General features: G+C 70.8%; 21 protein-coding genes and 2 pseudogenes. 13 read left to right on the top strand and 10 right to left on the bottom strand.

Annotation, left to right across the window (positions count from 1 at the left end; genetic code table 11):
* Window positions 1–329 (bottom strand): annotated as a pseudogene (locus AC5L3X_RS18145) (RNA-guided endonuclease TnpB family protein); the annotation flags it as partial.
* Window positions 330–411: 82 nt separating this feature from the next.
* Here AC5L3X_RS18145 and tnpA point away from each other — a divergent pair.
* From tnpA to tsaD, 5 genes and pseudogenes are all read left to right on the top strand, one after another.
* A pseudogene (tnpA, locus tag AC5L3X_RS18150) lies at window positions 412–780 on the top strand (IS200/IS605 family transposase); the annotation flags it as partial.
* 142 nt (window positions 781–922) lie between these two features.
* Window positions 923–1852 (top strand): aminoglycoside phosphotransferase family protein, encoded by a 930-nt coding sequence (locus AC5L3X_RS18155; protein WP_494858214.1) that lies wholly within the window; start codon window positions 923–925, stop codon window positions 1850–1852.
* A 27-nt stretch (window positions 1853–1879) separates the two neighbouring features.
* On the top strand, window positions 1880–2524 hold the full coding sequence (gene tsaB, locus AC5L3X_RS18160; protein ID WP_494858216.1) for a tRNA (adenosine(37)-N6)-threonylcarbamoyltransferase complex dimerization subunit type 1 TsaB: 645 nt from the start codon (window positions 1880–1882) through the stop codon (window positions 2522–2524).
* An 11-nt stretch (window positions 2525–2535) separates the two neighbouring features.
* The gene (gene rimI / locus AC5L3X_RS18165) at window positions 2536–2967 is read left to right on the top strand and encodes a ribosomal protein S18-alanine N-acetyltransferase (RefSeq protein ID WP_229697658.1); all 432 of its coding nucleotides are present in this window, start codon (window positions 2536–2538) and stop codon (window positions 2965–2967) included.
* A complete protein-coding gene (tsaD, locus tag AC5L3X_RS18170) occupies window positions 2960–3991 on the top strand; it encodes a tRNA (adenosine(37)-N6)-threonylcarbamoyltransferase complex transferase subunit TsaD (protein ID WP_494858218.1) in 1032 nt (343 codons plus the stop codon). Before rimI ends, tsaD begins: the two co-directional genes overlap by 8 nt.
* 52 nt (window positions 3992–4043) lie before the next feature.
* On the opposite strand, the gene AC5L3X_RS18175 is transcribed toward tsaD, so the two are convergent.
* Window positions 4044–6077, bottom strand: coding sequence for an apolipoprotein A-IV repeat region-like domain-containing protein (locus AC5L3X_RS18175; protein ID WP_494858220.1), 2034 nt, complete (start codon window positions 6075–6077; stop codon window positions 4044–4046).
* 255 nt (window positions 6078–6332) lie between these two features.
* Window positions 6333–7586, bottom strand: coding sequence for a class I SAM-dependent methyltransferase (locus AC5L3X_RS18180; protein ID WP_494858222.1), 1254 nt, complete (start codon window positions 7584–7586; stop codon window positions 6333–6335).
* Window positions 7587–7856: 270 nt separating this feature from the next.
* Between AC5L3X_RS18180 and groES the strand changes: the two genes are divergently transcribed.
* The 4 genes from groES (at window position 7857) to AC5L3X_RS18200 (ending at window position 11064) form a co-directional block, all read left to right on the top strand.
* On the top strand, window positions 7857–8168 hold the full coding sequence (gene groES, locus AC5L3X_RS18185; protein ID WP_043623565.1) for a co-chaperone GroES: 312 nt from the start codon (window positions 7857–7859) through the stop codon (window positions 8166–8168).
* An 87-nt stretch (window positions 8169–8255) separates the two neighbouring features.
* Window positions 8256–9875: a chaperonin GroEL gene (groL, locus tag AC5L3X_RS18190; protein ID WP_494858225.1), complete on the top strand. Its 1620-nt coding sequence runs from the start codon at window positions 8256–8258 to the stop codon at window positions 9873–9875.
* Between the two features lie 368 nt (window positions 9876–10243).
* The gene (locus tag AC5L3X_RS18195; protein ID WP_189126343.1) at window positions 10244–10879 is read left to right on the top strand and encodes a sigma-70 family RNA polymerase sigma factor; all 636 of its coding nucleotides are present in this window, start codon (window positions 10244–10246) and stop codon (window positions 10877–10879) included.
* Complete coding sequence (locus AC5L3X_RS18200; RefSeq protein ID WP_189126342.1) at window positions 10876–11064, top strand: hypothetical protein; 189 nt, start codon at window positions 10876–10878, stop codon at window positions 11062–11064. Before AC5L3X_RS18195 ends, AC5L3X_RS18200 begins: the two co-directional genes overlap by 4 nt.
* On the opposite strand, the gene AC5L3X_RS18205 is transcribed toward AC5L3X_RS18200, so the two are convergent.
* Both AC5L3X_RS18205 and AC5L3X_RS18210 read right to left on the bottom strand, forming a co-directional pair.
* Window positions 11025–11402 carry a DUF5319 domain-containing protein gene (locus AC5L3X_RS18205; RefSeq protein ID WP_189126341.1) on the bottom strand — a complete coding sequence of 126 codons (378 nt, stop codon included), beginning with the start codon at window positions 11400–11402 and terminating at the stop codon, window positions 11025–11027. The genes AC5L3X_RS18200 and AC5L3X_RS18205 overlap by 40 nt on opposite strands.
* Window positions 11403–11438: 36 nt before the next feature.
* Window positions 11439–12452, bottom strand: coding sequence for a helix-turn-helix transcriptional regulator (locus AC5L3X_RS18210; RefSeq protein WP_494858228.1), 1014 nt, complete (start codon window positions 12450–12452; stop codon window positions 11439–11441).
* A gap of 427 nt (window positions 12453–12879) precedes the next feature.
* Between AC5L3X_RS18210 and guaB the strand changes: the two genes are divergently transcribed.
* Together guaB and AC5L3X_RS18220 are read left to right on the top strand one after the other, a co-directional pair.
* Window positions 12880–14361 (top strand): IMP dehydrogenase, encoded by a 1482-nt coding sequence (gene guaB / locus AC5L3X_RS18215; protein WP_494858230.1) that lies wholly within the window; start codon window positions 12880–12882, stop codon window positions 14359–14361.
* A gap of 3 nt (window positions 14362–14364) precedes the next feature.
* Window positions 14365–15483 (top strand): GuaB3 family IMP dehydrogenase-related protein, encoded by a 1119-nt coding sequence (locus AC5L3X_RS18220; RefSeq protein ID WP_494858232.1) that lies wholly within the window; start codon window positions 14365–14367, stop codon window positions 15481–15483.
* 141 nt (window positions 15484–15624) lie between these two features.
* Here the strand turns inward: AC5L3X_RS18220 and AC5L3X_RS18225 are convergent, their stop codons facing one another.
* Window positions 15625–16194, bottom strand: coding sequence for a dihydrofolate reductase family protein (locus AC5L3X_RS18225; RefSeq protein WP_494858234.1), 570 nt, complete (start codon window positions 16192–16194; stop codon window positions 15625–15627).
* Between the two features lie 74 nt (window positions 16195–16268).
* Between AC5L3X_RS18225 and AC5L3X_RS18230 the strand changes: the two genes are divergently transcribed.
* Both AC5L3X_RS18230 and AC5L3X_RS18235 read left to right on the top strand, forming a co-directional pair.
* On the top strand, window positions 16269–16841 hold the full coding sequence (locus AC5L3X_RS18230; protein ID WP_494858235.1) for a TetR/AcrR family transcriptional regulator: 573 nt from the start codon (window positions 16269–16271) through the stop codon (window positions 16839–16841).
* A gap of 77 nt (window positions 16842–16918) precedes the next feature.
* Complete coding sequence (locus tag AC5L3X_RS18235; RefSeq protein ID WP_494858237.1) at window positions 16919–17353, top strand: GNAT family N-acetyltransferase; 435 nt, start codon at window positions 16919–16921, stop codon at window positions 17351–17353.
* 94 nt (window positions 17354–17447) lie between these two features.
* On the opposite strand, the gene AC5L3X_RS18240 is transcribed toward AC5L3X_RS18235, so the two are convergent.
* From AC5L3X_RS18240 to AC5L3X_RS18255, 4 genes are read right to left on the bottom strand one after another with little or no spacing between them, the layout of a single operon-like run.
* Window positions 17448–18272: a class II fructose-bisphosphate aldolase gene (locus AC5L3X_RS18240; RefSeq protein ID WP_494858239.1), complete on the bottom strand. Its 825-nt coding sequence runs from the start codon at window positions 18270–18272 to the stop codon at window positions 17448–17450.
* Between the two features lie 11 nt (window positions 18273–18283).
* Window positions 18284–19204 carry a 1-phosphofructokinase family hexose kinase gene (locus tag AC5L3X_RS18245; RefSeq protein ID WP_494858241.1) on the bottom strand — a complete coding sequence of 307 codons (921 nt, stop codon included), beginning with the start codon at window positions 19202–19204 and terminating at the stop codon, window positions 18284–18286.
* Window positions 19201–20343, bottom strand: a complete 1143-nt coding sequence (gene nagA / locus AC5L3X_RS18250) for an N-acetylglucosamine-6-phosphate deacetylase (RefSeq protein WP_494858243.1) — start codon at window positions 20341–20343, stop codon at window positions 19201–19203. Before nagA ends, AC5L3X_RS18245 begins: the two co-directional genes overlap by 4 nt.
* Window positions 20340–21215 carry an SIS domain-containing protein gene (locus AC5L3X_RS18255; RefSeq protein ID WP_494858245.1) on the bottom strand — a complete coding sequence of 292 codons (876 nt, stop codon included), beginning with the start codon at window positions 21213–21215 and terminating at the stop codon, window positions 20340–20342. Before AC5L3X_RS18255 ends, nagA begins: the two co-directional genes overlap by 4 nt.
* Window positions 21216–21282 lie beyond the last annotated feature (67 nt).

Below are 21282 nucleotides of genomic sequence, written 5' to 3' on the forward strand. Positions count from 1 at the left end.
GGGCGAAAGACGATCGGCCGGGCCAGCACCCGCTCACGCCGGACGGAGCCGGGCCTGCCCAGATGGCCGTTGCGGACATGGGCGTGCAGGGTGGTGTAGGCGTCGGCGACCTTCTTGATGACGTGCTGCGCGGCCTGGGCCGCCAGCCCGTACCTGTCCTTGACCTGCCCGTAGACGTGCCTGCGCAGATCGTAGTTGCGAAACACCCGCCGGTCGTGGGCGAGCTGCGAGACCCAGGTGGCCGCGTCGTTGACCGCGCGCAACGTCGCCTCCAGCGCCGCCGCCTGCTCAGGCGTCGGCAGCAGCTTCACCCGCACCACCAGCTTCACCTCGAACACATTATCGCCAAGCCCACGCCACCGGGATGGAAACCGAACCCCGGCGTGAGAAGAGGGCGGACGCGTCGTCCGCGCGCTTCACGCGCATGTGATCTTCACCCCGAAGCATCGATCGGCGGAGGTGTTCACCGGCGAGATCCCGCGTCACCGCGAACATCATGATCGAGGTGTGCGACAGTCTCGGAAAGGGGGCCGACCCGAGTTCAACGGCGAGGAAGATCACCTGCACCCACTCGCGCACCACCTGCCCAAAGCCGCCCTCTCGACGCCGGTGAACAGCCGCAAAGGCGTGTCCGCCCGGCTCCTGCGCCATCCGGCACCTACCCGTAAGTACCTGCGCGGCGCGCATTTCTGCTCACGGTCGTCATTCGACACCTCCCGCGGCGGCGCACCCCCATCGATCGTCAACGAGTACATCAGCAACCAGAAATCCCCGGGCTGAGCCGCTCCACGGCCGACCGGTCACCGCACCGCTCGGGCCTTGGCGGCCCTCCCGCGCTGTCGTTTCCTCCCGGTCGTAAACGCCAGGGTTCCACGCCAGATCCCACTGAAATCCGGTTGCGGTCATCCGCAGGATGGTTGGCATGAGTGTCGACTCCCATCCACCCGCGTCCGGCGTGCGGGTGCCCTGGCAAGAGATCCATCCGGCCGTCCGCGAGGCGGTCGAGGAGTTCCTCGGCGGACCCGTGGCCGAGGCGGTCACCCAGACGGGCGGCTTCTCGCCCGCCGCGGCGGTGCGGGTGCGCACCGCCGGCGGGCGGCGCGCCTTCGTCAAGGCCGTCGGCCCCGAGCCCAACCCCGACAGCGTCCGCATCTACCGCTCCGAGGCCGAGATCGCCGCTGCCCTGCCGGCCTCCGTGCCGGCCCCGCGGCTGCTGACGAGCTTCGATCTCGACGGATGGGTGACCCTGGTCTTCGAGGACATCGACGGCCGCCACCCGGCCCTGCCGTGGCGGCGCGACGAGCTGGACCTGGTGCTCGGCGCCGTGGAGCGGATGTCCGCCGCGCTCACCCCGGCCCCGATCAGCGCGCCGACCATCGCGCGGCGCTACGCCGACGCCTTCCGCGGCTGGCGCGACCTGCTCACCGAGGACACCACCGGGCTCGACCCGTGGGCGCTGCGTCACCTCGCCGCCCTGGCCGACCTGGAGTCGGGCTGGCCGGAGGCGGCGACCGGCGACACCCTGGTCCACGCCGACCTGCGGGCCGACAACCTGCTGCTCACCGGCGACCGCGTCTACGTCGTCGACTGGCCGTGGGCGTGCGTGGGCGTGGCCTGGTTCGACCGGGTGGCCATGCTGCCGTCGGTCGGCATGCAGGGCGGCCCGCAGCCGCACGAGCTCATGCCCGACCCCGATCCCGCCGTCACCGCCGTGGTCGCCGCGATCGCGGGCTTCATGGTCCGCCACGGCCGCCTGCCCGATCCGCCGGGCCTGCCGACGGTCAGGGCGTTCCAGCGGGCTCAGGGCGTGGTGGCGCTCGAGTGGCTGAAACAGCGCACCGGCTGGGTGTGACCCGTCCGGCGGGTAGGCTAAACAGTCGTGCTGGTCCTGGCTTTTGATACCGCGACTCCCGCCGTCACCGCCGCGCTCCACGACGGCCGTCAGGTGCTCGCCGAGTCGACGACGATCGACGCTCGGCGCCACGGTGAGTTGCTCGCTCCCACCATCGAGATCGTCCTGCGCGAGGCCGGGGCCTCGCTCGGCGACGTCACGGCCATCGTCGCGGGCAGTGGCCCCGGTCCCTACACCGGCCTGCGCGTCGGGCTGATGACCGCCCAGGGGTTGGCCGTCACGGCGGGAGTCCCGGCCTACGGCGTCTGCACCCTCGACGCCGTCGCCTACGGCGGCGGGCTGACCGGGCCGTTCCTGGTCGCCACCGACGCGCGGCGCAAGGAGGTGTTCTGGGCCCGCTACTCCGACCTGCGCACGAGGGCCGACGGCCCGTTCGTCGACCGGCCCGCCGACGTCCCCGTGGCAGGCGCGCCGGTGGTGGGGGCCGGCGCCGACCTCTACCCGGACGTGCTGGGCGGGTCCAGCGGCCCGCCCTACCCCTACGCCGGTGCGCTGGCCGCGCTGGCGGCCGAACGCATCGAGGCGGGTGTCCCACTTGACCCGCCGCGCCCGATCTACCTGCGGCGGCCCGACGCGGTGGTGCCGGGCGCGCCCAAGCGGGTGACCGCGTGAGACTCCGGCAGATGACCGAGGCCGACCTGCCGACGGTCATGGCGATCGAGCGGGCCACGTTCCCGTTCGACGCGTGGAGCGAGGGCATGATGCGGGGCGAGCTGGGCGATCAGCCGCGCACCCGCCACTACGTGGTGGCCGTGGTCGACGACGTGATTGTCGGCTACGCGGGCCTGGCCGCCGCGGCCGACCAGGCCGACGTGCAGACCATCGCGGTGCTGGAGTCCCACCAGGGCACCGGCGTCGGCGGCGCCATGCTGGCCGAGCTGCTGGCCGAGGCCCGCAGGCGGGGAGCACGGGAGATCTTCCTGGAGGTCCGCTCCGACAACCCGCGGGCCCGCGGCGTGTACGAGCGCTTCGGGTTCGAGGAGATCGGCCTGCGCCGCCGCTACTACGACGACGGCACCGACGCGATCATGATGAGAAGGAAGCTGGATGGCTGACGCACCCCTGGTCCTCGGCATCGAGACCTCCTGCGACGAGACCGGCATCGGACTCGTCAGGGGCCACACCCTGCTGGCCGACACGATCGCGTCCAGCATGGACGAGCACGCCCGCTTCGGCGGCGTGGTGCCGGAGGTGGCCTCGCGGGCTCACCTGGAGGCGATGACGCCGACCGTCGAGGCGGCGCTGGCGAAGGCGGGAGTCGCCTTCTCCGACATCGACGCGATCGCCGTGACGGCAGGTCCGGGGCTCGCCGGGGCGCTGCTCGTCGGCGTGGCCGCGGCCAAGGCCTACGCGCTCGGGCTCGGGGTGCCGCTCTACGGCGTCAACCACCTGGCCGCCCACGTCGCCGTGGACCAGCTCGAACACGGCCCGCTGCCCAAGCCGTGCATCGCGATGCTGGTGTCCGGCGGCCACTCCTCGCTGCTGCTGGTGCCCGACGTGGCCCAGGACGTGATCTCCCTCGGCTCCACCGTCGACGACGCCGCCGGCGAGGCTTTCGACAAGGTCGCGCGGGTGCTCGGGCTGCCGTTCCCCGGCGGCCCGCACATCGACCGGGCCGCCACCTCGGGCTCCGGCACCGCCGTCGCCTTTCCCCGGGGCAAGCTCGACGACGGCACGCTCGACTTCTCCTTCTCCGGCCTCAAGACGGCCGTGGCCCGCTGGGTGGAGGCGCGTCAGGCGGCCGGCGAGACCATCCACGTGCCCGACGTGGCCGCGTCGTTCCAGGAGGCCGTGGTCGACGTCCTGACCCGCAAGGCGCTCCAGGCGTGCCGTAAGTACGACGTGCACGATTTGCTGATCGGCGGCGGCGTCGCGGCCAACTCGCGGCTGCGCGCCCTGGCCCGCGAACGATGTGACGCCGCGGGCGTGCGGCTGCGGGTGCCCCGGCCAGGGCTGTGCACCGACAACGGCGCCATGGTCGCCGCCCTGGGCTCCGACCTGGTGGCGGCCGGGGTCACACCGTCGACGCTGGGCATCCCGGCCGACTCCTCGATGCCCATCACGACCGTCCACGTGTGACCACCTGAAGGGGGGTGAGGTCCCGCTGTGCGGCGCGGGACCTCACGCGCGGTCACTCCTTGCGAGTCGGCCGGAGCAGAGCCTCGGCGAGCGCCAGCATGGTCTCCTCCAAGGCGCCGAGGCGCTTGGTGAGATCGGTGGTGGCCGGCTCGACGATGCCGGTGACGGTCTGAGCGAGCTCGTCACGGTCGGGACGGGTCTGGACGATCTCGGTGAGCGTCGCCGCCGCCACGGCGAGGCGCTCGACCTGGGCGGTCGCCTCGGTGGCGAGCAACTGGCTGATCCGGTCACCGATGTCGGACGTGCCGGGCAGCCGCTGCACCCGCTGGTTGATGGCCTCGACACGGTCGTCGACGGTCTCGAGCTGCTCTCCGGCCTGCTCGGCGCGGGCGGCGAGGTCGGTCAGGTGGACGTCGACGCCGTCGAAGCGCGCGTGCAGCCGGGTGTCGACGGCGTCGAGCCGGGTCGCGAGGTGGGTGTCGACCTTGTTGAGCCGGGCCGCCAGGTTGCCGTCGGCGGTGTCGAAACGGGCCGCCACGCTGTTGTCGACGGAGTCGATGCGGGTGGACAGGTGGGTGTCCACGGTGTCGAGGCGCGCGGCCACGTTGGTGTCGACCGTGTCGATGCGGGCCGCGAGGTCGGCGTCGACGCTGTCGAGGCGCGCGGTCAGCCTGGCGTCGACCGTGTCGAGCTGGGCGGTCACGGTGTCGATGCCGGCCGCCAGGTTGGTGTCGGCGGTGTCGAGCCGGGCCGCGACGTTGGTGTCGACCCTGTTGAGCCGGTTGGCCACGGTGTCGATGCGGGCGGCCAGGTCGGAGTCGACCGTGTCGAGCCGGGCGGCCAGCTTGGTGTCGACCATGTCGAGCCGGGCCGCGATGGTGGAGTCGACGGAGGCGATGCGGGCGGCCAGGCCGGTGTCGACGGCCTCGAAGCGGGCGGTCACCGTGCTGTCGACGCTCTCGAAACGACCGGCGACGCGCTCGAACCCGGCGGCCAGCTTGGCGTCGACCGTGTTGAAGCGGCCGGCGACGGCGCTGTCGACGCCGTCGAAGCGGGTCGTCACGTGCTCCTCGATCTCGTTGAGGCGCTCGTCGAGGGACTCGAGGTGGTTGTCGACGTGGTTGAAGCGGCCCTCGTTGCGCGTCGCGGTGTCGCTCAGGTGCTGGTCGACGGCGGCGACCCGGCCGTCGAGCGTGGTGACCAGGCCGGTGAGGGCGTCGAAGCGGCCGTCGTGCCGGCCCAGCCGGCCGTCGACCGCGGCCAGCCGCTCGCCGGTCGCGCCGAGCCGCCCCTCGACGCCGTCGAGGCGTACGGACAAGCGCTGCTCGCAGGCGTCGAGGTGGGTCGTGAGCTGTTGCCCGGTGTCTTCGAGGAGACCGGTGACGTGCTCCTCGACCGCCGCCAGGCGGCCGGACAGGTGCTGCTCGGAGGCGGCCAGCCGACCGGCGGCGACGTCGACCTGGGCGGCGAGAGGCTCGGCGACGGCGGCGAGCTTGTCGTCGAGGCCCTCGGACAGGCCGGTCACCGCGCCCTCGATGCGGTCGGTGCGCGCGGTCAACTCGGCGAGCGACTTGTCGAGCCGCGTGAAGCGGCTGGCGGCCATCTCCATGCTGGAGTTGAGCTGGCTCAGCTTGCCGGCGAAGTCGCCCATCCGGCTGACGATGCCATCGCCCCGGTCGAGCACCGACTGGAGCCGGTTGAGGGCCTCCTCGACCCCGATGCCGATGGTGCCGAGGTCGGCCCAGAGGCCGGGCAGGTCGCCCACCGGGGCGACGTGCCGGCTCACCGACTCGACCCGGGCGTCGACCGATCCCACCTGCTCGCCCACCGCGTCGACGTGGTCACGCACCGCCTCGACGTGCTGGGCGAGGCCCTCGGCCCACATCGGCGGCTTGGCGGTGATGTCGTCGAGCCGCCCGCTGACGGTCTCCAGGGTGCCGCTCAACCCGCCGAGCTCCCGCTCGCGCACCTCGCGCAGCAGCCATTCCATGCCTTCGAGCCGCTGGCGGATCTCGTCGAGCACCGCTCCCTGGGTGCGCTGTTCGTACACGTGATCCTGCGCGGCGCGGGCCAGAATGTCCCGCATTCTGTCGGGAATGGGGGTATGGCCGCCTGCCTGCAGAAGGGTGGTGTGGTTGGAATGATCCACCGAAAGCTCCTTCGCTCGCCGACGGTCTGCCGCGCAGCGGTGGGTAGGTCCGGTTTGCAGATGAAAGAAGGAGAACGCGGTAAACCGCTACAGGGGGAGAACTCCCGCCCGCCCACCTTAGTCTTTCGATCAAGGTCCGTCAGGAGCGAAGTGAAACGTCGTGGTTATCGGTTGAACGCCCTTGTTTGTCATTTACGCAGGTGGTGACGGGTGGCAAATCAGGACCGAAGGCTTATCCATGATTCGGGTCAGGATGATTACCGCTGACTTGTCTCCCGAAAGGCGCAAATCCGCCCGGAGGCGTTCGATATCGATGGCCGAAGCGCGCTTTTTGATCGTGACATTTCCGATCCGCCGCTCGCGAAAGGTGGAGCGGAGGCGTTTCAGGGAGAACGCCAGCACATCCTGGACCTCGTACCTCGCCGCCCATGGGGTGTCCATCGGCACGTCGCCCGTGATGTAGGCGATCATCGGGTCGGGCAGCCGCCCGGCGACCAGCTCCGCCACCTCGCCGACGAGGTGCGCGCGGATGGCCGCGCCGTCGGGCTCGTAGAGGTAGCGGCCGACGGGGCCGGTGAGGGCGCGCGCGCCGGTGGCGGTCAGGCTCTGCCCCCCGGGCAGCAGCGTGGCCCGCCGCACGCGCGGCCCCTCGGCCGGCCCCTCGGCCGGACCGCCCGCCGGGGCGGCCCCCGGCCCCGGCTGCTCGTCCTCGCCGCCGGGCCAGTGGGCGCCCGTCCAGAGCGAGACCTCCTTCACCTCGCCCTTGTACGACACCCACTCGGCCTCGGCGTCGGCCGGGATGAACGCGTAGGGGATGCCGGGCGCGACCTTGAGACAGGCACGGGGAGCCCTGGAGACGAGGTCGAGCACGACCGGCCACGGAGGGGAGTAGGCCATGGGGTCGAACGTGCGGCCACGGGAGGTGCGGCGGGCCGGGTCGGCGAACAGCACGTCGTAGCCCTCCGGCGACACCGTGGCGGCGTCGGCCGTCCTGACGGTCACCCGCTCGCCGAGCCCGAGCGCCTCGACGTTGGCCCTCGCCACGGCGGCGGTCAGGGGATCGGCGTCCACCGCGTCCACGTGGCAGCCGGCGCGGGCCAGCGCGATGGTGTCGCCCCCGATGCCGCAGCAGACGTCGAGCACCCGCGGCCGGTGGGGCTCGCACGCGGTGAGGCGGTGGGCGCGGTGGCGGGCGACCTGTTGGCGGGTGGACTGCTCCAGGCCGTGCGGTGTGAAATACATGACCCCGGCGTCGGGGCCGAACTTCTCCCTGGCCCGCTCCCGCAGCTCTGCCTGGGTGAGCGCGGCCGAGGTGAGCGCCGCGTCGTAGGACCTGCGCAGCCTCGTCGCCGCGGCCACCGGGCCGGCCGCCCGGAGCGCCTCAGCCTCGGCCAGCGCGCGGATGCCGCGAGGTGTCAGCAGCTCGTTGAAGGCGTCGAGGTCCACGTCTGACGACGTTAGCGCGTCGCCGCCGGGACCGGGACGGCGCGGGGCGCGACAGGTGACAGAGTGGGAGACGCGGACGTCAAGGTTTGCGCCTGATCGCTCTGAGCAGACGCGTTCGTGTTGACTGTCAAGCCCCTCTTGCATATGTTTCCCATTGGCACTCTCCCCTTGAGAGTGCCAATGTGCGACGAGGCAGGTCTGACACCCGCGACGGCAGGCCCCGCTGGTCGCCTCTTCTAGATCATTCAAATCTGAAGGGGAGGTCCGATCGTGACGACCGCCACCAAGGTTCCCGTTAAGCCGCTCGGCGACCGCATTGTGGTGCAGCCGCTTGAGGCCGAGCAGACCACCGCTTCCGGCCTGGTCATCCCTGACACCGCCAAGGAGAAGCCGCAGGAGGGCAAGGTCCTCGCGGTGGGCCCGGGCAACTGGGATGAGGACGGCGACAAGCGGATTCCGCTTGACGTCAGCGAGGGCGACATCGTCCTCTACAGCAAGTACGGCGGCACCGAGGTCAAGTACGGCGGCGAGGAGTACCTCGTGCTCTCCGCCCGCGACGTTCTCGCGATCATCGAGAAGTAAGCCGGTTGTGTCGGGCCCCGGACGCACGCTGTCGATCTGACAGGTGGCGGCCGGGGCCTTCGACACCAGGAGAGGACTTTCAGCAAAATGGCGAAGATCCTGGAGTTCGACGAGGACGCTCGGCGCGCGCTTGAGCGTGGCGTGAACGCCCTCGCGGATGCCGTGAAGGTTACCCTCGGCCCGCGTGGCCGCAACGTCGTCATCGACAAGAAGTTCGGTGCTCCGACGATCACGAACGACGGCGTGACCATCGCTCGTGAGATCGAGCTGGAGGAGCGCTACGAGAACCTCGGCGCCCAGCTCGCCAAGGAGGTGGCCACCAAGACCAACGACATCGCTGGTGACGGCACCACCACCGCGACCGTCCTGGCCCAGGCCATGGTCCGCGAGGGCCTGCGCAACGTGGCGGCCGGCGCCTCGCCGCTGTCGCTCAAGCGCGGCATCGACAAGGCGGCCAAGGCGGTCAGCGACAAGCTGCTCGCCAGCGCCCGTCCGGTCGAGGACAAGAAGGAGATCGCCAATGTGGCGACGATCTCCGCCCAGGACGCCAAGATCGGCGACCTGATCGCCGAGGCGTTCGACAAGGTGGGCAAGGACGGTGTCCTCACCGTCGAAGAGTCCAACGCCATGGGCATGGAGCTCGAGTTCACCGAGGGTCTGCAGTTCGACAAGGGCTACCTTTCGGCCTACATGGTGACCGACCCCGAGCGGATGGAGGCCGTCCTGGAGGACGCCTACATTCTGCTCACGCAGGGCAAGATCGCCTCGATCGCCGACTTCCTGCCGCTGCTCGAGAAGGTCGCGCAGACCAAGAAGCCGCTGCTCGTGGTCGCCGAGGACGTCGAGGGCGAGGCTCTGGCGGTGCTCGTCACCAACAAGATCCGCGGCACGTTCACCTCGGTCGCCGTCAAGGCGCCCGGCTTCGGTGACCGTCGCAAGGCGATGCTGCAGGACATGGCCATCCTCACCGGCGGCCAGGTCGTCAGCGAGGAGGTCGGCCTCAAGCTCGAGAACGTCGGTCTCGAGGTGCTCGGCCAGGCCCGCCGCATCGTGGTCACCAAGGACGCCACGACCGTCGTCGACGGCGCCGGTGACGCGCAGGCCATCGAGGACCGCGTCAAGGAGATCAAGATTGCCATCGAGCAGTCCGACTCCGACTGGGACCGCGAGAAGCTGCAGGAGCGTCTGGCCAAGCTCGCGGGCGGTGTGTGCGTGCTGCGCGTCGGCGCCGCCACCGAGGTGGAGCTCAAGGAGAAGAAGCACCGTCTCGAGGACGCGATCTCCGCTACGCGGGCCGCGATCGAGGAGGGCATCGTCTCCGGTGGTGGCTCCGCGCTGATCCACGTCGCCGCCGAGATCGACGACCTGGGTCTGACGGGCGACGAGGCCACGGGCGTCGGCGTCGTGCGCCGCGCGCTGGTCGAGCCGGCCCGCTGGATCGCCGAGAACGCCGGCCTCGAAGGCTACGTGGTCACCCACAAGGTCGCCGAGCTGCCGGCCGGTCACGGCCTCAACGCCGCGACGGGCGAATACACCGACCTGCTCGCGCAGGGCGTCATCGACCCGGTCAAGGTCACCCGCTCGGCGGTGCAGAACGCGGCCTCGATCGCGGGCATGCTCCTCACCACCGAGGTCCTCGTGGTGGACAAGCCCGAGGAAGAGGCCCCGGCCGCCGGTCAGGGCCACGGCCACGGCCACGGTCACTGACCCTTCCCGGCCACAGACGGCCCGCCCCCGCATCGCGGGGCGCGGGCCGTCTGTGTTTTCGCGCTCGCCCTGTTTCCAACGATCACGGGATGGCGTATATATGGCGTGTGACGTGGTACCTGATGAAACGCCGGGGAGATGGTGCTTTGGTCAGGTGATGTGGGAAAGTGACTTATTCGAGTAAACCCAACATGGGGACAAAGCGTCTGGGCCTCTGACGAATGTCGTGCATTCGGGTTATGGGATGAAATATTTCACCAGCTCGAAAGGCTCAGTGTCGCCAATTGATTACTAACGGTTATCGTCGCTTCAATGTGACCAATCCGTAGCCGTTCGCGATGACGACAGGCCCGATCAGGGCGGGCATCATGCCTATCGTGAGCGAGGGAAGCGTCGCCGACGCCAAAATTGGGGTAAGGCTCGCGTCGAGACTTCCGGCACGGACGGATGACTCCGACCTAAGGGAACTGACGAGCCTCGCCGTACAGGGAGATCGCGGTGCGATCGAATCCCTGCTCGGTGAGTTGCGTCCGAGAGTGGTGCGCTATTGCCGCGCCAGATTGGGCAGGGTGGCAGGGCAATATCACATTGCCGACGACGTCGCCCAAGAGGTGTGCATCGCGGTCCTGTCCGCGCTGCCCCGATACCGCGACATGGGTCGGCCGTTCGCGTCATTCGTCTTCGGGATCGCCTCGCACAAGGTGGCCGACGCGTTGCGGAGCTCGGTCCGCTCCGCCGTGCCGACCCAGGATCTGCCCGACGGGCCCGACGACGGGCCGGGGCCCGAGGAGACCGTCGTCCGCTACATCGAGGTCGAGTACGCCCGCCGGCTGCTCGCCCGGCTGCCCGACACGCAGCGCGAGTTGCTGCTGATGCGGGTGGTGTCCGGGCTGTCGGCCGAGGAGACCGGTAATGTACTCGGCATGTCACCAGGTGCGGTCAGGGTCGCCCAGCATCGGGCGCTGGCGAGGTTGCGGCAGATGGCTGAGCTGGAGTCGGCTTGACGCCGGAGGAAGAGAGCGACGCGCTACTCGACGCTCTCGCCCGCGGTGAGCCTCCCGGCTGCGGCGACCCCGCCGCCCGGCTGCTCGCCGTCCTGTTGGAGGACGTGACCGGGCTCGCGGAGCTCGCGGAGTTAGCGGAGCTCGGTCAGCGGCGTTCCTCGGTGTCGATGACGCCGTCGACGTAGCCCCTGGCGTACTCCCAGCTGACGTAGTCAGCGGGGTCGGGCTGGAAGGCCGGCTCGTGCACCTGCGGCCGGCCCTTATCGATCATCTGACGAAGGTTGCCGCGCAGCAGCTCCCAGTCGAAGAAGTGCTGCTCCCCGCATTCGGGGCAGTCGAGCACGAGACCGAGCACCCCCTGAGGTTCGAGCAGGGAGTGGAAGACCTCCACGTCGGCGAGGTCGGTGATGGCCTCGTCGCGCTCGGTCGCGGTCAGTGGCTCCGCGTCGTCGAGCTCGCCCAGCGCAGCGGAAGGATCATTCGGGTCGTCCGCGAACGGGTCGCGGGGAACGTCTTCCAGCACCTTCCCACCATATGACCGATGCGGCCTCAGCGGTGGCTATTGGCCCAGCCATCCACGGCGCGAGGCTTCCACCCCTGCGTGGAAGCGTGATTGGGCCCCCAACTCGCTCATGGCGTCGGCGAACCTGGCGCGCACCGTGCGCACCGACAGGCCGAGCTGACGGGCGATCGAGTCGTCGCACATGCCCTGCGCCGCCAGCCTGAGCACCTGCACCACGCCGTCGATCCCGCCGTCCCAGGGCAGCGGCACGGCTCTGGCCCAGAGCTCCTCGAAGAGCGAGCGCAGCAGGCCCACCACGATCGGTGTGCGGATCAGGTAGAAGTTGTACGCGTGGTCGGGCAGGTTGCCGCCCCACAGCGCGGGCAGCCCGGCGGCGTCGGGCCCCGCGGTCATGAACCAGCTGGGCACCCGATCGAGGGTGCGGACCTGGCCGCCGGCCTTCCGCAGCCGGGTGAGCTGCTCGCGTACGCCGGGCAGCGACAGCGTGGACACCGGGATGATCGCGTGCACGCGCAGCAGGTCGCGCTCCTGCGCGTCGATCCACGGATCGGCGAACTTACGCACGAAGTCGGCCATGGTGCGCTCGTCGGGAATCGCGGTCAGCAGCTGCATCGGCGGCGCCTGCACGGCCATGCCGACCACGCTCTCGTAGAGCACGTCCGCTCCGCTGGCCAGCTCGACCGGGAACGGCCCGCTCTGGTAGTCGCGTCCGGCGTCGTAGTCGTGGATCAGCCCCCGGATCGAGCCGAGCGCGGAGTCGATGCGCCGGCTCTCCTCGGCCAGCCGGTCGAGGCGCTCGGCGATCAACCGTCCGAGGGCGCCCGCGGGGTGCCGGGCGAGATACTCGCCCGACTGCTCGTCCACCACCCCCAGCCGGACCAGCTCGTCGAGCTGTCTGCTCACCTTGTCGATCGGACCGTCCATGGCCTGGGCCACCTCGGTCACCGTGGCCCGGTGCAGCCGTAACACCGCGGTGTAGAGGGCGGACTGGGCAGAGTCGAGCCCCAGCGTCTCCAGCGGGTCGGACGCTGCGGGCGATGCGTTGCGCATGACGGAGGGCTCCGTAGGGAGGACACGGGCGTGCCGCGAGGATAACCCGGCCCCAGGCCCCTGTCCGCTCCTTGCACCGACTACTCCCGGCTACTCCCGAGGCGTGCAGGTTCGTGCAATTGCACGTTTTCACGTTGCGATGTGCCGATGAGTGACGCAGGCTTAACCCACAGTCGGCAACCCACCGGGCGCAAGCGGTGCCAGTCATCAGGGCGCGGAGGGGGGTCCGGTGGCGCGTTGCGCGCTCCGCCCGGGTGCCGGTAGCTGGGGGATGGGGCGGATCACCGACCGGCCCATCCCCCTTTTTTCGATGCTTGCCGGGAGTACGACGGGCCGTGGGGGTCATCGTCCTCCCGGCAACCATGCTGTTTGGTCCCAGGCCCTAGACTTGGCAGCATCACGCGCAACGGCAGGAGGGGGCCGCAGCATGTCCAAGTTCACCGATACAGGTCTGACCTTCGACGACGTGTTGCTCGTGCCCGCCTACTCCGATCTGCAGCCCGGCGAGGCCGACACGCGGTCTCGCCTGTCGCGCGGCATCACCCTGTCCATCCCGCTGGTCTCCGCCGCGATGGACACGGTCACCGAGGCCCGCATGGCGGTGGCGATGGCCCGGCAGGGCGGCATCGGCGTGCTGCACCGCAACCTGTCGATCGAGGAGCAGGCCCAGCAGGTCGACCTGGTCAAGCGGTCGGAGGCCGGCATGGTCACCAACCCGGTGACCTGCACCCCCGACGACACGCTGGCCGACGTCGAGCGGCTGTGCGCCACCTACCGGATCTCCGGGGTCCCGGTGACCGACGCCGACGGCATCCTCGTCGGCATTGTGACCAACCGCGACATGCGCTTCGAGACCGACCAGTCGCGCCGGGTGCGCGAGGTCATGACGTCGATGCCGCTGGTCACCGCCCCGGTCGGCGTCTCGCGTGACGACGCGTTCACGCTGCTCAGGAAGAGCAAGATCGAGAAGCTGCCGCTGGTCGACCCCGACGGCAGGCTGCGCGGCCTGATCACGGTCAAAGACTTCACCAAGAGCGAGCAATATCCGCTTTCCACCAAGGACTCCGACGGCCGCCTGGTGGTGGGGGCCGCGGTGGGCGTCGGCGGCGACGCCGAGCTGCGCGCCAAGGCGCTGATCGAGGCGGGCGTCGACGTGGTGGTCGTGGACGTGGCCCACGGTCACTCCCGAGGGCTGGCCGACATGATCGCCAAGGTCAAGGCCAACAGCAAGGTCGACGTCATCGGCGGCAACATCGCGACCAGGGCCGGCGCCCAGATGCTGGTCGACGCGGGCGCCGACGCGGTCAAGGTGGGCGTGGGCCCTGGCTCGATCTGCACCACCCGGGTGGTGGCCGGGGTGGGCGCGCCGCAGGTGACCGCCATCTACGAGGCGTCGCTGGCGTGCGGGCCCGCGGGAGTGCCGGTCATCGGCGACGGCGGCCTGCAGTATTCGGGTGACATCGTCAAGGCCATCGCCGCGGGCGCCGACACGGTCATGCTCGGCTCGTTGCTGGCGGGCTGCGAGGAGTCGCCGGGCGAGCTGATCTTCATCAACGGCAAGCAGTTCAAGTCCTACCGGGGCATGGGCTCGCTCGGCGCGGTGCGCAACCGCGAGCGCGGCGGCACCTCGTTCAGCAAGGACCGCTACGCGCAGGGCGACGTCGGCGGCGAGGACAAGTACATCCCCGAGGGCATCGAGGGGCAGGTCCCCTACCGCGGCCCGGTCGCGGCGGTCGCCCACCAGCTGGTCGGCGGGCTGCGCCAGGGCATGTGGTACTCCGGCTGCCGGACGATCCCGCAGATGCACTCCGACTGCGAGCTGATGCCGATCACGTCGGCGGGCCTCACGGAGAGCCACCCCCACGACATCCAGATGACCGTGGAAGCTCCGAACTATCACAGAAGGTAATTCATGACTCAGCAGGTGGAGATCGGCCGGGGCAAGACGGGCCGGCGTGCCTACTCGCTCGACGAGATCGGCCTTGTGCCCTCTCGGCGCACCCGCGACCCCGAAGAGGTCTCGATCGCCTGGCAGATCGACGCCTACCGGTTCGAGCTGCCCGTGGTGGTCGCTCCCATGGACAGCGTGGTGTCGCCCGCCACCGCGATCGAGATCGGCCGCCTCGGCGGGCTGGCCCCTCTCGACCTCGAAGGGCTGTGGACCCGTTACGAGGACCCCTCGCCGCTGCTGGAGGAGTGCGCCTCGCTCGACGCCGAGGCCGCGACCAGGAGGCTGCAGGAGATCTACACGGCGCCGATCAAGGAAGATCTGATCGGCCGCCGCATCGAGGAGATCCGCGCCTCCGGCGTGACCACCGCGGTCCGCCTGTCGCCGCAGCGCACGGTCCAGTACCACAAGACGGTCATCGACGCGGGCGTCGACATCTTCGTCATCCGGGGCACCACGGTCTCGGCCGAGCACGTGTCGGGCCGGGCCGAGCCGCTCAACCTCAAGCAGTTCATCTACGAGCTCGACGTGCCGGTCATCGTGGGCGGCTGTGCCACCCACACGGCCGCGCTGCACCTGATGCGCACCGGCGCCGCCGGCGTGCTGGTCGGCTTCGGCGGCGGGGCCTCCCACACCACGCGCAACGTCCTGGGCGTGGCGGTGCCGATGGCCACCGCGATCTCCGACGTGGCCGCGGCCCGCCGCGACTACATGGACGAGTCCGGCGGCCGCTACGTGCACGTGATCGCCGACGGCGGCATGGGCACCTCTGGCGACATCGCCAAGGCCATCGCCTGCGGGGCCGACGCCGTCATGGTCGGCTCGCCGCTGGCCCGCGCCTCCGAGGCGCCGGGACACGGTTTCCACTGGGGCTCCGAGGCCCACCACCCCGACCTGCCGCGCGGCCGCCGCGTCGAGTTCGGCACGGTTGGCTCGCTGGCGCAGATCCTGCACGGCCCGTCGAGCGTCGCCAACGGCTCGATGAACCTGATGGGCGCGCTCAAGCGCACCATGGCCTCCACCGGCTACTCCGACATCAAGGAGTTCCAGCGCGTCGAGGTGGTAGTGGCTCCACCTCAGTGATCACCATCCTTTACGGCACAGCCAAGGAGGGGCCACCCGCCGCACGTGGCTGAGGGCCTCCAGGAAGACGGCCTCTGACCCGCACGTGGCCGGCCGTCGTGACGACGTCCTGTCGGCCATCTGGGTGGCTCCGAACCACGGTCAGCTTCGGTGGTAGGTGTTGACCAGGGCGCCGTTGCCGAACGTGCGGGTGCCGGTGAGGGTGAAGGCGGTCGGGCGGAACTCTCCGTCGAAGACCGGCACTCCGGCGCCCGCGACGACCGGGTAGCTCTTGACGACCAGTTCGTCGATCTCGGGGAGCACGGAGCCGGCCAGCTTGCCGCCGCCGCAGAGCCAGATGTCCAGGCCGTCCTCCTGCTTGAGTCGGCGGACCAGGCCGAGCGGGTCGCCGGAGACCAGCTCGACCGCCGGGTCGGCGATCTCCGGGATGCCGCTGGAGATCACGAACTGGCGCAGATGGGCGTAGGGGCTGGTGACTCCCATGTCCAGAGCGGGCTGGTAGGTGCCGCGGCCCATGATCACGGTGTCGAAGCGCTTGTTGGGCACGTCGAGGCCGAGTTGCCGGCGGAGGTGGGTCGGGATCGTCTCAGGGTGCTGCTGGTTGAGGAACTCCGCCATCTCCTCGCTCAGCGGGTAGAAGTCGAACTCCCCGCCGGGGCCGGCGATGTAGCCGTCGATGGAGACTGCGACGTAGTAGGTGAGCTTTCGCAAGGCTCGATCACTCCATTTGTAGTACTCTGCCTGTAGTGCTTTGAACGTAGTACTACGAATGGAGTGGTGTCAACGTGGCGCGACAGAACCTGGCCAGGCGGGCGGCGCTCGTCGACGCGGCGATCGAGGTGCTCGCCGAGGAGGGCGCGCGCGGGCTGACGTTCAGGGCCGTGGACGCGCGGGCCGGAGTGCCGACGGGCACGGCGTCCAACTACTTCGCCAACCGCGACGACCTGCTGACCCAGGCCGGCGGCCGGATCTACGAGCGGCTCCAGCCCGACGCGGCCACGATGACGCTGCTGCAGGAGGGGGCCCGCGACCGCGAGCGGGTGCTGACGCTCATGCGCGCGCTGGTGGACCGGATCTCCGCCTTCCGCTCGGGCTACCTGGCCTTGCTGGAGCTCCGGCTGGAGGCCACCCGGCGGCCCGCGCTGCGCGCCGTGCTGACCGCGCGGATCCGGGCCGACATCGACGCCAACGTCAGCGGTCACCTCGACTCGGGCCTGCCCGGCGACACCACGAGCGTGCTCCTGCTCTACCTCGCCCTGAACTGGCTGATCGTCGAGCGGCTCACCCTTCCCGACGTGTTCACCGAGGAGGAGATGCACGGACTGGTGGCCGCCGCCGTGGAACGTGTGATCCCCTGACGTTCATGACCCGGTGTGAGCGACAAAGCGGGGACGTTCAGGCGGCAGGTGGAGCGGGTGCTGCGAAGATCGTCCGCATGAGGAAGGCCGTGACCGCCGATCTGGCGGCCGTCGAGAGACTTGTGCACGACGCTTACGAGCCGTGGGTGGAGGTCGTCGGCATGCGCCCGCTGCCCATGGAGGCCGACTACGGCGCGCTCATCGACGCCGGTCGCGTGCACGTGACCGCCCAGCTCGACGGGCTCGTCGTGCTGGTGCCCGAGGACGGCGTGCTGCTGGTCGAGAACGTCGCCGTGTCACCCGAGCGGCAGGGCAGGGGCGTCGGCAGGAGACTGCTGGCCTTCGCGGAGGAGGAGGCGCGGCGGCTTGGGCTGCCCGCGCTGCGCCTCTACACCAACGCGAAGATGGCCTCCAACATCGCCTTGTACGAGTCGCTGGGGTACGTCCTGACCGGCCGTCAGGGGATCGAGGGGCGGTCGGCCGTGCTCATGCGCAAGGAGCTTCCACGATAGGAGCTCACGCGATAGGAGCTCACGCGATAGGAGTTCATGCGATAGGAGTTCATGTGCAAGGAGCTTCCGCGTCAGGAGCCTACGGGTGGGGAGATCACGCCGTGAGGACGCTGAGGAGGTGGGTGACCTCGCGGGTCACCGCGTCGCGGCCCGCCCTCAGATACTTGCGCGAGTCGACCACCCTCTCGTCGCCGCTCAGGTAGTCGCGGATGGCGCCGGTGAACGCCTTGTTCAGGTGGGTGGCGATGTTGATCTTCTTCATGCCGTGCCGTACGGCGTGGCGGAGGGTGTCGTCGGGCACCCCCGAGGAGCCGTGCAGGACCAGCGGCACCGGCACGGCGGCGCGCAGTTCGGCGATCAGCTCCAGGTCGAGCACGGCGTCCTTGGTGGTCATCGCGTGCGAGCTGCCCACGGCGACGGCCAGGGCGTCGACGCCGGTGCGCGTCACGTAGTCGACGGCCTCGTGCGGCTTGGTGCGCGCGCCCGGAGCGTGCACGCCGTCCTTGCCGCCGACCTCGCCCAGCTCGGCCTCCACCCACACGCCGCGCTCGTGGCACCAGGCGGCCACGGCGGCGGTGGTGACGACGTTCTCCTCGTCGGGCAGCGCCGACGCGTCGAACATCACCGACCCGAGGCCCAGCAGCACGGCCTCCTCGACCAGCGCGCGGTTGGTGGCGTGGTCGAGGTGGACCGCGACGGGCACGGCGGCCCGCCGGGCGACGGCGAGCGAGGCCAGCGCGATCGGCTCCAGCGCGCCGTGGTAGCGCACGCAGTTCTCGCTGATCTGCAGCACGACCGGCAGCCCCAGCGCCTCGGCGCCGGCCACGATCGCGGTGGCGTGCTCCAGTTGGATCACGTTGAACGCGCCCACCCCCGCGGGGGACGCGTGGACGATGTCGCCGATGGCGGCAAGGGGCATGACGGGGCTCCTCAGGTGATGACGATCTGGGCGTGCGTGTCGGCGTAGACGTCTCGGTCGAAGTCGCCGGCCACCGGCGCGGCGACGGCGGCCGCGCCCAGCGCCGCCGCCCGCCGCAGCCGGTCGGGCCATGCGGCGCTCTCCACCAGGCCCAGTGCCAGCCCCGCCACCAGCGAGTCGCCGGCGCCCGTGGGGTTGCCGTCCACCCGGTACGGCATGCGGGCCCGGAACGTGCCCTCGGGCGTGACGGCGAGCAGCCCCTCGGCGCCCAGGGAGACGACCACGGAGCCGGCGCCCTGGGCCCTCAACCGCTCGGCGCCTTCGGCGGGGGTGCCGCCCGGCACCGCGCGGGCCAGCTCGTCGGCGTTGGGCTTGACGATCGCGGGGCGGCCCCGGGGGGCATGGCGCAGCGGCTCGCCGTCGGCGTCGACGATCGCGGGCACGCGGTGCTCGGCGGCGATGGCGGCCAGGGTGGCGTAGGTGTCGCTGGGCAGGCGCCTGGGGAGGCTGCCGGAGAGCACGACCACTTGGGCCTGGGCCAGCAGGGCTTCGTACTTTTTCGTGAAATTTCGGAGCTCTTGCTCTGTGACCTCGGGGCCGGGCTCGTTGAACAGGGCCGCGCGGCGGGTGCCGTCGTCGTTGGAGGTCTCGGAGACGACGAGCGTCGTGCGGGCGTCGGCGGCGACTTCGACCAGCGCGCTGGGCAGGCCGGCCGCGCGCAGATCGGCCTCGATGGCCTGGCCGGTGGGCCCGCCCGCGAGGCCGGTGACCAGCACCTCCTGGCCGAGGGCCTGGAGCACGCGGGCCACGTTGACGCCCTTGCCGCCGGCCCGCCGGTGCACGGCCGAGACCCGGTTGACGCCGTCCCAGTCGACGTCGGGCACCTGGTAGGTGACGTCGAGGGCGGCGTTGAGCGTCACGGTGAGGATCATGCGGGCTCCGCTGGGCGAATCCAGGCGCCCCGCCGCATCACCCCGGCCACCTCCAGCTCGTCGGTGAGCACCACCAGGTCGGCGGACTTGCCCACGGCGATCGAGCCGACGCGGTCAGCGATGCCCAGCACGCGGGCGGGCGTGCGCGAGGCGATCTCCACGGCCTCGGGCAGCGACAACCCGACCTCCTGGACGGCCCGCCGGAAGGCGACGTCCATGGTGAGCGTGCTGCCCGCGATCGAGCCGCCCTCGGCCAGCCGGGCGACGCCGCCGGCCACGTTGACCCGCATGGACCCCAGGACGTAGTCGCCGTCGCCCATGCCGGTGGCGGCCATCGCGTCGGTGACCAGCGCGGTGCGGGCGGGCCCCGCCACGTCGTAGGCCAGGCGCAGCATCGCCGGGTGAACGTGCACGCCGTCGTTGATCAGCTCGACCGTGACCCGTTCGTCCTGCAGCAGGGCGGCGATCGGCCCGGGATCGCGGTGGCCGAGCGGCACCATCGCGTTGTAGAGGTGAGTGGCGACCGTGGCGCCGGCCTCGATGCCCGCCAGGGTCTGCTCGTAGGTGGCGCTGGTGTGGCCGAGCGCGGCGATCACCCCCTCCGCCGTGGCCGCGCGGATCGTGTCGAGGGCGCCCGGCAGCTCGGGGGCCAGCGTGAGCATGCGGACGTGCCCGCGCCCCGCCTTGACCAGCCGGGCGAACTCTCCCGGCGACGGCTCACGCAGCAGCGCCGGGTTGTGGGCGCCGCAGCGGGCCGCGGCGATGTAGGGGCCCTCGAAGTGCAGGCCCGCGAACAGCCCCTCGTCGCACAGCTCGGCGAGCGAGGCCGCCGCCGTGGTCAGCTCGTCGATCGCGCCGGTGACCAGGCTCGCCATCATCGTCGTGGTGCCGTGGCGTTCGTGCAGCGCCACCGCGGCACGAGCCCCGTCGTGATCGCCGGTCGGGAAGGATCCGCCCGCTCCACCGTGGTTGTGCAGGTCGACGAAGCCGGGCACCACGTGCCGGCCGCCCAGGCTGTGGCCCGCGCGGGGGGCGGAGCCGCGGCCGACGTGCGTGATGCGGCCGTCTTCGATGGTCAGCCACCCGTCGTGAACTCCCTCGGGAGTCACGATCCGGGCGTCGGCGAGTGTGAGGCTCATGATGAAAGAATCACAGATCGGGTGAGGTGCAGCGGCTCGTCGGGGTTGAGGCCGCGGGCGAACGCCCTGGCGACCGCGACCCGCTGGGCCGTGATCAGCTCGGCCATCGGGTCGAGCCCGCTCTGCAGGAAGGTGCCACCGGTCACCTCGACCTGCTCGCGCAGACCCTCCGGGGCCTCGCCGAGCATCCAGGTGACGCGGCCGGGGCCGGCGATGCTGATCGGGCCGTGGCGGTATTCCATCGCCGGGTAGGCCTCGGTCCATGACCGCGACGCCTCGCGCATCTTCAGCGCGGCCTCCTGGGCGAGGCCCACGGACCAGCCGGAGCCGAGGAAGCTGAACTGCTCGGCCTCGACCAGCCCGTCGGCGAGCGGCGCCGAGACGGCCCGCTCGGCGTCGGCGATCGCCTGGGTCAGGTCCTCGCCGAGGCTGGCGCGCAGCATGGCCAGCTGGGTGGTGGCGAACCTGGTCTGCACCACCGACCGCTCGTCGGCGTAGTCGAGGACGATCAGCTGGTCCGCGACGTTCATGATCGGGGTGTCGGGGTCGGCGGTGATGGCCGTGGTGGCGCACTCGGTGCCGGCCAGCAGCTTCAGCACCTCGGTCGTGGTGCCTGAACGGCTGAGCGCCAGCACGCGGTCGTAGCGGCGGCCCATCGGCGCCTCCGAGGCGGCGAACGCGTCCGTCTCGCCCAGCCCGGCCCGCTCGCGCAGGGCGGCGTAGGCCATCGCGATGAACCACGAGGTGCCGCAGCCGACGACGGCGACCCGCTCGCCCGGGCGCGGCAGCGCGTCGACAGGCACCTCAGCGACGGCGCGGCGCCAGCAGTCCGGCTGAGAGGCGATCTCGGCCTCGGTGTGGGTGGCCACCATTACCTCCAGTGCGTGATTGTTTCTGCTCTGTTTATATCAACAAACTGCAAGATTGTGCAGTGGTGGC

It is taken from the genome of Nonomuraea sp. CX421 (assembly GCF_059358955.1).

What these genes read in the sequence shown, in the direction of transcription:
- AC5L3X_RS18155 (WP_494858214.1), top strand. Translation starts at nt 923, where the DNA reads ATGAGTGTCGACTCCCATCCACCCGCGTCCGGCGTGCGGGTGCCCTGG.
- rimI (WP_229697658.1), top strand. Translation starts at nt 2,536, where the DNA reads ATGACCGAGGCCGACCTGCCGACGGTCATGGCGATCGAGCGGGCCACG.
- tsaD (WP_494858218.1), top strand. Translation starts at nt 2,960, where the DNA reads ATGGCTGACGCACCCCTGGTCCTCGGCATCGAGACCTCCTGCGACGAG.
- AC5L3X_RS18175 (WP_494858220.1), bottom strand. Translation starts at nt 6,077, where the DNA reads ATGCGGGACATTCTGGCCCGCGCCGCGCAGGATCACGTGTACGAACAG.
- groL (WP_494858225.1), top strand. Translation starts at nt 8,256, where the DNA reads ATGGCGAAGATCCTGGAGTTCGACGAGGACGCTCGGCGCGCGCTTGAG.
- AC5L3X_RS18195 (WP_189126343.1), top strand. Translation starts at nt 10,244, where the DNA reads ATGCCTATCGTGAGCGAGGGAAGCGTCGCCGACGCCAAAATTGGGGTA.
- AC5L3X_RS18210 (WP_494858228.1), bottom strand. Translation starts at nt 12,452, where the DNA reads ATGCGCAACGCATCGCCCGCAGCGTCCGACCCGCTGGAGACGCTGGGG.
- guaB (WP_494858230.1), top strand. Translation starts at nt 12,880, where the DNA reads ATGTCCAAGTTCACCGATACAGGTCTGACCTTCGACGACGTGTTGCTC.
- AC5L3X_RS18220 (WP_494858232.1), top strand. Translation starts at nt 14,365, where the DNA reads ATGACTCAGCAGGTGGAGATCGGCCGGGGCAAGACGGGCCGGCGTGCC.
- AC5L3X_RS18235 (WP_494858237.1), top strand. Translation starts at nt 16,919, where the DNA reads ATGAGGAAGGCCGTGACCGCCGATCTGGCGGCCGTCGAGAGACTTGTG.
- AC5L3X_RS18240 (WP_494858239.1), bottom strand. Translation starts at nt 18,272, where the DNA reads ATGCCCCTTGCCGCCATCGGCGACATCGTCCACGCGTCCCCCGCGGGG.
- AC5L3X_RS18245 (WP_494858241.1), bottom strand. Translation starts at nt 19,204, where the DNA reads ATGATCCTCACCGTGACGCTCAACGCCGCCCTCGACGTCACCTACCAG.
- nagA (WP_494858243.1), bottom strand. Translation starts at nt 20,343, where the DNA reads ATGAGCCTCACACTCGCCGACGCCCGGATCGTGACTCCCGAGGGAGTT.
- AC5L3X_RS18255 (WP_494858245.1), bottom strand. Translation starts at nt 21,215, where the DNA reads ATGGTGGCCACCCACACCGAGGCCGAGATCGCCTCTCAGCCGGACTGC.